This window comes from Buttiauxella sp. (genome assembly GCF_035271705.1).
GTDB lineage: Bacteria > Pseudomonadota > Gammaproteobacteria > Enterobacterales > Enterobacteriaceae > Buttiauxella.
This window is the reverse complement of the sequence record NZ_DATERI010000195.1, coordinates 1-9,235: the sequence shown is the minus strand read 5'-3', so window position 1 is coordinate 9,235 and position 9,235 is coordinate 1. Positions and strand designations below refer to the sequence as shown.

The following is a 9,235-nucleotide window of genomic DNA, read 5'->3' as shown; positions in this document are numbered from 1 at the left end:
CTTAATGGCTGAGGGCTGGCAAGTACGCTGGCTGGGAACCGCCGACCGTATGGAAGCAGACTTAGTTCCTAAGCATGGAATTGAGATCGACTTTATTCGTATTTCAGGTTTGCGTGGTAAAGGCCTGAAAGCCATGTTGCTGGCGCCGGTGCGGATTTTCAACGCCTGGCTCCAGGCTCGGGCCATCATGAAAGCATATCGTCCGGACGTGGTTCTGGGGATGGGGGGCTACGTTTCAGGTCCTGGTGGATTAGCAGCCTGGTCGCTGGGTATACCTGTCGTGCTGCATGAGCAAAATGGCATTGCCGGGTTAACCAACAAATGGCTGTCAAAAATTGCCAAAAAAGTCATGCAGGCATTTCCGGGAGCTTTCCCGAATGCTGATGTGGTGGGCAACCCAGTGCGCACTGATGTGTTGGCTCTGCCATTACCGCAACAACGTTTTGCCGGACGTGAAGGCCCCGTTCGCGTTTTAGTCGTCGGCGGGTCTCAGGGCGCTCGCGTGCTGAACCAGACCATGCCGCAAGTTGCAGGTCGCCTGGGAAGTGCCTTCACTATTTGGCACCAATCAGGTAAAGGCGGGCAGGATGTTGTTCAGCAGGCTTACACCGATGCTGGCCAATCTCAGCATAAAGTGACTGAATTTATTGATGATATGGCCGCGGCTTATGCGTGGGCCGATGTCGTGGTGTGTCGTTCCGGAGCGTTAACCGTAAGCGAAATCGCGGCGGCAGGATTACCTGCACTATTTGTTCCCTTTCAGCATAAAGACAGGCAGCAGTACTGGAATGCGCTGCCGTTGGAAAAAGCTGGAGCGGCAAAAATACTTGAGCAACCACAGTTTACTGTGGATGCCGTTACCCAAACTCTCGCCGGATGGGACAGAGCAACGTTATTGGCAATGGCCGAACGTGCGCGAGCTGCTTCCATTCCTGATGCCACAGAGCGGGTAGCAAAAGAAGTGAGCGCCGCAGCATTGGCGTAATCATTGTGGGTGGCTGTTTTGCCCATGAATATTTGAAGTAATGGCGTTTGACGCTGCAGGTTAGAGAATGAATACACAACAACTGGCGAAACTGCGTTCTATCGTGCCCGAGATGCGTCGCGTCCGGCACATTCACTTTGTTGGCATCGGCGGCGCCGGTATGGGTGGTATTGCCGAAGTTTTAGCGAATGAAGGTTACCAGATCAGTGGGTCTGATTTGGCTCCGAACCCGGTTACTCAGCAGTTGTCGGCGCTGGGCGCCACGATTTATTTTAACCATCGCCCGGAAAACGTGCTTGATGCGAGTGTTGTGGTGGTTTCTACCGCAATCTCTATGGATAACCCGGAAATTGTTGCTGCTCATGAAGCGCGTATTCCTGTTATCCGTCGTGCGGAAATGCTGGCGGAGTTGATGCGTTTTCGTCATGGCATCGCGATCGCCGGTACGCACGGTAAAACCACCACCACAGCGATGGTTTCCAGTATTTATGCAGAAGCAGGTCTTGATCCTACTTTTGTTAACGGTGGCTTGGTTAAAGCCGCAGGAACGCATGCCCGTTTAGGCAATAGCCGTTACCTGATTGCAGAAGCCGATGAGAGTGATGCGTCATTCCTCCATCTGCAGCCAATGGTTTCTGTAGTGACAAATATCGAAGCTGATCATATGGATACCTACCATGGCGACTTCGAAAATTTAAAACAGACGTTTATTAACTTCCTGCACAATTTGCCGTTTTACGGTTTGGCAGTCATGTGTGTGGACGATCCGGTCATCCGTGAGCTGTTGCCGCTTGTGGGTCGTAAAATTACCGCTTACGGTTTTAGCGAAGACGCTGACGTTCGTATCGAAAATTATCAACAGAAAGGGCCGCAGGGGCATTTCACCATTGCGCGTCAGGGCAAACCTGATTTGCATGTCACATTGAATGCTCCTGGTCGTCACAACGCGTTAAACGCCGCCGCTGCGGTGTCGGTGGCGACAGAAGAAGGGATTGATGATGCTGACATCCTGCGTGCGCTGGAGAGCTTCCAGGGAACAGGGCGTCGCTTTGATTTCCTCGGCGAGTATCCCCTTGCCGAAGTGAATGGCAAAGAAGGCACGGCGATGCTGGTTGATGACTATGGTCACCACCCAACAGAAGTGGATGCCACCATTAAAGCAGCACGTGCAGGCTGGCCGGATAAAAATCTGGTTATGATTTTCCAGCCACACCGTTTCACACGTACTCGTGATTTATATGATGACTTTGCTAACGTATTGTCACAAGTTGATTCTTTGCTGATGCTGGATGTTTATTCTGCGGGTGAAGCGGCAATTCCTGGCGCTGATAGTCGCTCACTGTGCCGCACGATTCGTGGACGTGGAAAAATTGACCCAATTCTTGTGCCTGATGCAAGTCAGGTTGCGGACATTTTAGCACCGGTATTATCTGGAAATGACTTGATCCTGGTGCAAGGTGCAGGAAATGTGGGGAAAGTTGCCAAAAACTTGGCTGAATTTAAATTGCACTCCCACACTAATGAAGGAGAGCAACATGGCCGATAAAGTTGCTGTCCTGCTGGGCGGAACTTCCGCTGAACGTGAGGTGTCATTGCAATCAGGTGCGGCGGTTCTTGCTGGTCTGAGAGAAGCAGGAATTGACGCGCACGAAGTCGACCCGAAAAATACGCCAGTTACTGAGCTGAAAGCACAGGGTTTTGACAAAGTATTTATTGCCTTACATGGCCGTGGCGGCGAAGACGGAACTCTTCAAGGGCTGCTAGATTTCCTAAAACTGCCTTACACCGGTAGTGGCGTGATGGCTTCAGCTATCACTATGGATAAAATGCGTACCAAATTGCTGTGGCAAGGTGCAAATTTACCCGTGGCTCCTTCAGTCGCATTAACGCGTCGTGATGTGGAAGCCGGTATCAGCGCAACCACAGTAGAACGTATCGCAGGCTTAGGGATGCCCGTCATCGTTAAGCCAAGTCGCGAAGGTTCAAGCGTGGGTATGTCTAAGGTCGATAATGTTGCGGCACTGCCTGCAGCACTGGAGCTGGCCTTCGAACACGACGAAGAACTGTTGATCGAGAAATGGTTAAGCGGCCCTGAATACACGGTCGCTATCCTGGGCGAAGAGATTTTACCGTCTATTCGTATCCAACCCGCTGGAATTTTTTATGATTATGAGGCGAAGTATCTCTCTGATGAGACACAGTATTTTTGCCCGAGCGGTTTAATTGAGCAGCGCGAACAAGAATTGCAGGCTTTAGTGATGCAAGCCTGGCAAGTTTTGGGTTGCAGTGGTTGGGGACGTGTAGATGTCATGTTGGATAGCGACGGGCAGTTTTACCTGCTAGAGGTTAACACCTCTCCAGGTATGACCAGCCATAGCCTGGTGCCGATGGCGGCTCGTCAGGCTGGGATGACATTTTCTCAACTGGTGGTGCGTATTCTGGAGTTGGCAGACTGATATGTCGCAAGCAGCTTTGAATACGCGTAATCGCCAGGAGGAAGAAGAAACCAGTTCTCGTCGCAGTAACGGTGGGCGACTGGCCGGGATAATTTTCCTGAGCGCTGTACTGTTTACGGTATTTATTGGCGGCTGGATTGTCGTCGGCTGGATGGAAGATGCGCAACGTCTTCCACTGTCTAAGTTAGTGGTTACTGGGGAACGGCATTACACCCGTAACGATGATATTCGTCAGACAATTCTGGCACTTGGGCCGCCAGGCACGTTCATGACTCAGGATGTGAATATCATCCAACAGCAAATTGAACGTTTGCCATGGATTAAACAGGCGAGTGTGAGAAAGCAGTGGCCTGATGAATTGAAGATTCATCTGGTTGAATATGTGCCGATAGCGCGCTGGAATGATCAGCATATGATTGATGCACAAGGAAATGCGTTCAGTGTTCCTGCCCAACGCGCTGTAAAGCAGACTTTACCTATGTTATCTGGGCCTGAAGGCAGTGAAGGTGAAGTACTGCAAGGCTATCGCGCAATGGGCGATGTGCTGGCAAAGGATAAATTTACGTTGAAAGAAGCGGCAATGACCGCTCGTCGTTCCTGGCAATTGACGTTGAATAATGACATTAAGCTCAACTTGGGCCGGGGCGATACAATGAAACGCTTGAGTCGCTTTGTGGAACTTTACCCTGTTCTGCAGCAGCAAGAGCTAGCCGACAATAAAAAGATTAGTTATGTCGACTTGCGTTACGACTCTGGCGCGGCAGTGGGATGGCAACCTGCTCCTGCTCCCGTAGAAGAACCTACTCCTAATCAGCAACAGAATCAGGCACAGGCAGAATAACAATGATCAAGGCGACGGACAGAAAACTGGTAGTAGGACTGGAGATCGGTACCGCAAAGGTTGCCGCTCTAGTAGGGGAAGTTCTGCCTGACGGTATGGTCAATATTATTGGCGTGGGCAGTTGCCCATCGCGTGGTATGGACAAAGGTGGCGTAAACGATCTCGAGTCAGTCGTGAAATGCGTTCAGCGCGCGATTGATCAGGCCGAATTAATGGCGGATTGCCAGATTTCATCGGTCTACCTTGCGCTGTCAGGTAAGCATATTAGCTGTCAAAACGAGATTGGCATGGTGCCAATTTCTGAAGAAGAAGTGACGCAGGAAGATGTTGAAAACGTCGTTCACACCGCGAAGTCGGTGCGTGTACGTGATGAACATCGTGTTTTGCATGTTATCCCGCAAGAATATGCAATTGACTACCAGGAAGGCATCAAAAATCCTGTAGGTTTATCGGGGGTGCGCATGCAGGCTAAAGTGCACTTGATTACTTGCCATAACGATATGGCAAAGAACATCGTCAAAGCTGTTGAACGATGTGGCCTAAAAGTTGACCAACTGATCTTTGCAGGGCTTGCGGCAAGTTATGCCGTGTTGACCGAAGATGAACGTGAGCTAGGTGTCTGCGTAGTTGATGTCGGTGGTGGTACTATGGATATTGCGGTCTACACTGGGGGCGCGTTACGCCACACCAAAGTTATCCCTTATGCAGGGAACGTGGTGACCAGCGACATCGCTTATGCCTTCGGTACTCCGCCGAGTGATGCCGAAGCCATTAAAGTGCGTCATGGCTGCGCATTGGGATCATTGGTGGGTAAAGACGAAAACGTTGAAGTGCCAAGTGTCGGTGGGCGGCCACCGCGTAGCCTGCAACGCCAGACGCTCGCTGAAGTTATCGAGCCTCGTTATACCGAACTATTGAACCTGGTAAACGAAGAGATTTTGCAATTACAAGAGCAACTTCGCCAGCAAGGTGTGAAGCACCACCTGGCCGCGGGGATTGTACTAACGGGCGGCGCGGCGCAAATTGAAGGCTTGGCAGCTTGTGCGCAACGTGTGTTCCATACGCAAGTTCGTATCGGACAACCGTTAAATATTACTGGCCTGACTGATTATGCCCAGGAGTCTTATTACTCCACAGCAGTCGGCTTGCTGCATTATGGGAAAGAAACACATCTCAGTGGTGAAGCAGAAGTGGAAAAACGGACCTCTGTCGGCTCCTGGATTAAGCGAATCAACAGCTGGCTGAGAAAAGAGTTTTAAATTTAATAAGAGACCAGACAAAATTAGTGGTCTCAGGCGACAGGCACAAAACGGAGAGAAACTATGTTTGAACCTATGGAACTGACCAACGATGCGGTGATTAAAGTCATCGGCGTCGGTGGTGGCGGCGGCAATGCCGTTGAACACATGGTGCGTGAACGCATCGAAGGTGTTGAATTCTTTGCAGTGAACACTGATGCTCAAGCGTTGCGTAAAACTGCGGTAGGCCAGACTATCCAGATTGGTAATGGTATTACCAAAGGTCTGGGTGCTGGGGCTAACCCAGAAGTGGGCCGTACTGCTGCAGAAGAAGACCGCGAAGCATTACGTGCTGCACTGGAAGGCGCAGACATGGTATTTATCGCCGCAGGTATGGGTGGTGGTACAGGTACAGGTGCAGCACCTGTAGTTGCAGAAGTCGCTAAAGATCTGGGTATCCTGACCGTCGCTGTTGTGACTAAGCCTTTCAACTTTGAAGGCAAGAAGCGCATGGCATTCGCGGAGCAGGGTATTGCCGAGCTGTCTAAGCATGTTGACTCATTGATCACCATCCCGAATGACAAGCTACTGAAAGTTCTGGGCCGCGGTATCTCCTTGCTTGACGCTTTTGGCGCAGCCAACGACGTACTGAAAGGTGCAGTTCAAGGTATCGCTGAACTGATCACCCGTCCGGGTCTGATGAACGTCGACTTTGCTGACGTGCGCACCGTAATGTCCGAAATGGGTTATGCCATGATGGGTTCTGGTGTGGCAAGTGGCGAAGACCGTGCAGAAGAAGCGGCAGAAATGGCGATTTCCAGCCCACTGTTGGAAGATATCGATCTGTCTGGGGCGCGTGGTGTTCTTGTTAACATCACTGCAGGTTTTGACCTGCGTCTGGATGAGTTCGAAACTGTGGGTAACACCATCCGTGCGTTTGCATCTGATAACGCTACTGTGGTTATCGGTACTTCTCTGGATCCAGAGATGAACGACGAACTGCGTGTGACCGTTGTTGCAACCGGTATTGGCATGGACAAACGTCCAGAAATTACCCTGGTGACTAACAAACAAACTCAGCAACCTGTTATGGATCGCTACCAGCAGCATGGCATGGCTCCGCTTCAACAAGAGCAAAAGCCAGTCGCTAAAGTAGTGAATGACAATACGCCACAAACAACGAAAGAACCTGATTATCTGGATATTCCAGCATTTTTGCGCAAGCAAGCTGACTAAGAATAAACCGGAATTTGGGGATGGCCGCTCTTTGTGCTAAACTGGTCCACCGATTGTGATATACACTTCGGTTGGATAGGTAATTTGGCGAGATTATACGATGATCAAACAAAGGACACTTAAACGTATCGTTCAGGCGACTGGCGTCGGTTTACATACCGGCAAGAAAGTCACACTGACGTTGCGCCCTGCGCCGGCAAATACCGGGGTCATCTATCGTCGCACCGACTTGAATCCTCCGGTAGATTTTCCGGCAGATGCCAAATCTGTGCGTGATACCATGCTCTGTACTTGCCTGGTGAACGAGCACGATGTGCGGATTTCTACCGTTGAGCATTTAAATGCTGCCCTTGCGGGATTAGGTATTGATAACATTGTTATTGAAGTCAATGCCCCAGAAATCCCAATCATGGACGGTAGTGCAGCGCCATTCGTCTACCTGCTGCTTGATGCCGGGATTGACGAATTAAACTGTGCGAAGAAATTTGTGCGCGTCAAAGAAACAGTTCGCGTGGAAGATGGCGATAAATGGGCTGAATTCAAACCGTATAATGGTTTCTCGTTGGATTTTACCATCGACTTTAACCATCCGGCGATTGATGCCAGTACCCAACGCTACAGCATGAACTTCTCTGCGGAAGCGTTTATGCGCCAGATTAGTCGTGCTCGTACCTTCGGTTTCATGCGTGATATCGAATATCTGCAGTCCCGTGGTTTGTGCCTGGGCGGTAGCTTCGATTGTGCCATCGTTGTTGACGATTATCGCGTATTAAACGAAGACGGCCTGCGTTTTGAAGATGAATTCGTTCGTCACAAAATGCTCGACGCGATTGGTGACTTGTTCATGTGCGGCCACAACATCATTGGCGCGTTTACCGCCTTTAAATCTGGCCACGCATTGAATAACAAATTGCTGCAAGCGGTTCTGGCGAAGCAGGAAGCCTGGGAATGGGCAACCTTCCAGGATGATGCCGAACTTCCGTTAGCGTTCAAAGCACCAAAAATGGTTCTGGCATAACACCAGAATTATTTATTGCGACTGGTTTCATTGGTACCTTCTCCGGCCAATGATGCCAGTCGTTCTATTGCTGCCTTTAATTTCTCTGGGCTACGTTCAGCCACCATCCGTAATGCCTGAGCACTTTGCTGGCTCAACTCTCTATTGACCCCTTCAGTTTTGCCTTTCCCTGTTTGAATGCTGTTTTCTTGTACTGATTCCTGCCCAATTGCAGCTAGTGATGGATTAATCCTGATGTCGATTGAAGTCAATGATGGTAATATTTGTGCACGTAACGCACTCAGTAGCGTGGCTTGTTCATAGCGTAAACGCATCAGCCAGCTAGCATTTGCAGTTTCAAGTACGAGAATGCTTTGTCGGAAATTTGCTACCCGGCACCAGGGATGCAGTTGAGCGGGTAATATCCCTTTCACCGCCCTGTTGAGCTTAAGTAGCGCAGTTGCGCGTTGTTGCACGTTTTGCAACACGCTTTCGGCACCAGCATCATCGAACAAATGATCTAAAGATTGTGGGCGACTATCACGCATACATAATGCTCCGGCGGATAAAGTGATTGGTATTCTAAATTGTTGGCGACAGTTTGGCAGACGTTATTTCTGGCCGCATCTCCTGTTGGGGATGGTCGCGGCGAGTTTTGGCATGCCTGCGCTCAGCCAAAATACCGAGCCAACAGCACCTGCAGAAACATCGACCAGCAGTCACGACTACCTGAATAAGGTTAGCTTCAGTAGTCTGGCATTATTGCAGGAAAGTACCCGGCGGCCATCATTTAGTGTCGATTACTGGCATCAACATGCCATTCGTACAGTCATTCGCCATCTTTCATTTGCTATGGCACCTCAAGCGCTGCCTGTAGTGCAAGAAAGTTTGCCACTTCAGGCACACAAACTCGCTTTACTGGATACGCTCACAGCGCTTCTTACCCAGGAAAGCAAACCCCCTGTTATTGTGCGTCATACTGCGCTTTGGCAAGCTCCTGCGGTTGAGACTTTCAGTCTTGCCATGTGGATTAGCCAGGTTTACGGTATCCGCGCCGGTCCTCAGCGCCTCAGCTAAACCCATTTCCTTTAATTATAACGTTATTTTTAGCTCTACCCTGACGGTGGGCGTTTGAGAATTTATTATGATAATCAATATTTTAACAAAAGTTTTCGGTAGCCGTAACGACCGTACACTGCGTCGTATGCGTAAAGTTGTAAATGTTATCAACGGCATGGAACCGGAAATTGAAAAACTTTCCGATGACGAATTAAAAGCAAAAACTGATGAGTTTCGTGCACGTCTTGAAAAAGGCGAAGTGCTTGAAAATCTGATCCCAGAAGCATTCGCTGTTGTCCGTGAAGCGAGTAAACGTGTGTTCGGTATGCGCCACTTTGACGTGCAAATACTTGGCGGCATGGTACTCAACGAACGCTGTATCGCAGAAATGCGTACTGGTGAAGGTAAAACACTGACGGCGAC

9 protein-coding genes and 1 pseudogene are annotated in these 9,235 nt (G+C 49.9%); 9 read left to right on the top strand and 1 reads right to left on the bottom strand.

Features of this window, described 5'->3' with window-relative positions:
- The 7 genes from murG to lpxC form a co-directional block, all read left to right on the top strand.
- On the top strand, positions 1-985 hold a 985-nt coding region (murG, locus tag VJY99_RS17630; RefSeq protein ID WP_324120796.1), incomplete at its 5' end, for an undecaprenyldiphospho-muramoylpentapeptide beta-N-acetylglucosaminyltransferase.
- 67 nt (positions 986-1,052) lie between these two features.
- Positions 1,053-2,531, top strand: a complete 1,479-nt coding sequence (gene murC, locus VJY99_RS17625) for a UDP-N-acetylmuramate--L-alanine ligase (protein WP_324120794.1) — start codon at positions 1,053-1,055, stop codon at positions 2,529-2,531.
- A complete protein-coding gene (locus VJY99_RS17620) occupies positions 2,521-3,441 on the top strand; it encodes a D-alanine--D-alanine ligase (RefSeq protein WP_324120792.1) in 921 nt (306 codons plus the stop codon). Before murC ends, VJY99_RS17620 begins: the two co-directional genes overlap by 11 nt.
- A gap of 1 nt (position 3,442) precedes the next feature.
- Positions 3,443-4,282: a cell division protein FtsQ gene (gene ftsQ / locus VJY99_RS17615; RefSeq protein ID WP_324120790.1), complete on the top strand. Its 840-nt coding sequence runs from the start codon at positions 3,443-3,445 to the stop codon at positions 4,280-4,282.
- Between the two features lie 2 nt (positions 4,283-4,284).
- A complete protein-coding gene (gene ftsA / locus VJY99_RS17610) occupies positions 4,285-5,541 on the top strand; it encodes a cell division protein FtsA (RefSeq protein ID WP_324120788.1) in 1,257 nt (418 codons plus the stop codon).
- A 63-nt stretch (positions 5,542-5,604) separates the two neighbouring features.
- Positions 5,605-6,756, top strand: coding sequence for a cell division protein FtsZ (ftsZ, locus tag VJY99_RS17605; RefSeq protein WP_134187100.1), 1,152 nt, complete (start codon positions 5,605-5,607; stop codon positions 6,754-6,756).
- A gap of 100 nt (positions 6,757-6,856) precedes the next feature.
- Positions 6,857-7,774: a UDP-3-O-acyl-N-acetylglucosamine deacetylase gene (lpxC, locus tag VJY99_RS17600; protein ID WP_324120785.1), complete on the top strand. Its 918-nt coding sequence runs from the start codon at positions 6,857-6,859 to the stop codon at positions 7,772-7,774.
- A gap of 8 nt (positions 7,775-7,782) precedes the next feature.
- Here lpxC and VJY99_RS17595 read toward each other — a convergent pair whose 3' ends face one another.
- Positions 7,783-8,301 carry a DUF721 domain-containing protein gene (locus tag VJY99_RS17595; protein WP_324120783.1) on the bottom strand — a complete coding sequence of 173 codons (519 nt, stop codon included), beginning with the start codon at positions 8,299-8,301 and terminating at the stop codon, positions 7,783-7,785.
- Positions 8,302-8,323: 22 nt separating this feature from the next.
- Here VJY99_RS17595 and secM point away from each other — a divergent pair, with 22 nt between their 5' ends.
- Positions 8,324-8,830, top strand: a complete 507-nt coding sequence (gene secM, locus VJY99_RS17590) for a secA translation cis-regulator SecM (protein WP_324120781.1) — start codon at positions 8,324-8,326, stop codon at positions 8,828-8,830.
- Between the two features lie 67 nt (positions 8,831-8,897).
- Positions 8,898-9,235, top strand: a pseudogene (gene secA / locus VJY99_RS17585) (preprotein translocase subunit SecA); the annotation flags it as partial.

What these genes read in the sequence shown, in the direction of transcription:
- VJY99_RS17595 (WP_324120783.1), bottom strand. Translation starts at nt 8,301, where the DNA reads ATGCGTGATAGTCGCCCACAATCTTTAGATCATTTGTTCGATGATGCT.
- murC (WP_324120794.1), top strand. Translation starts at nt 1,053, where the DNA reads ATGAATACACAACAACTGGCGAAACTGCGTTCTATCGTGCCCGAGATG.
- ftsA (WP_324120788.1), top strand. Translation starts at nt 4,285, where the DNA reads ATGATCAAGGCGACGGACAGAAAACTGGTAGTAGGACTGGAGATCGGT.
- VJY99_RS17620 (WP_324120792.1), top strand. Translation starts at nt 2,521, where the DNA reads ATGGCCGATAAAGTTGCTGTCCTGCTGGGCGGAACTTCCGCTGAACGT.
- lpxC (WP_324120785.1), top strand. Translation starts at nt 6,857, where the DNA reads ATGATCAAACAAAGGACACTTAAACGTATCGTTCAGGCGACTGGCGTC.
- ftsZ (WP_134187100.1), top strand. Translation starts at nt 5,605, where the DNA reads ATGTTTGAACCTATGGAACTGACCAACGATGCGGTGATTAAAGTCATC.
- ftsQ (WP_324120790.1), top strand. Translation starts at nt 3,443, where the DNA reads ATGTCGCAAGCAGCTTTGAATACGCGTAATCGCCAGGAGGAAGAAGAA.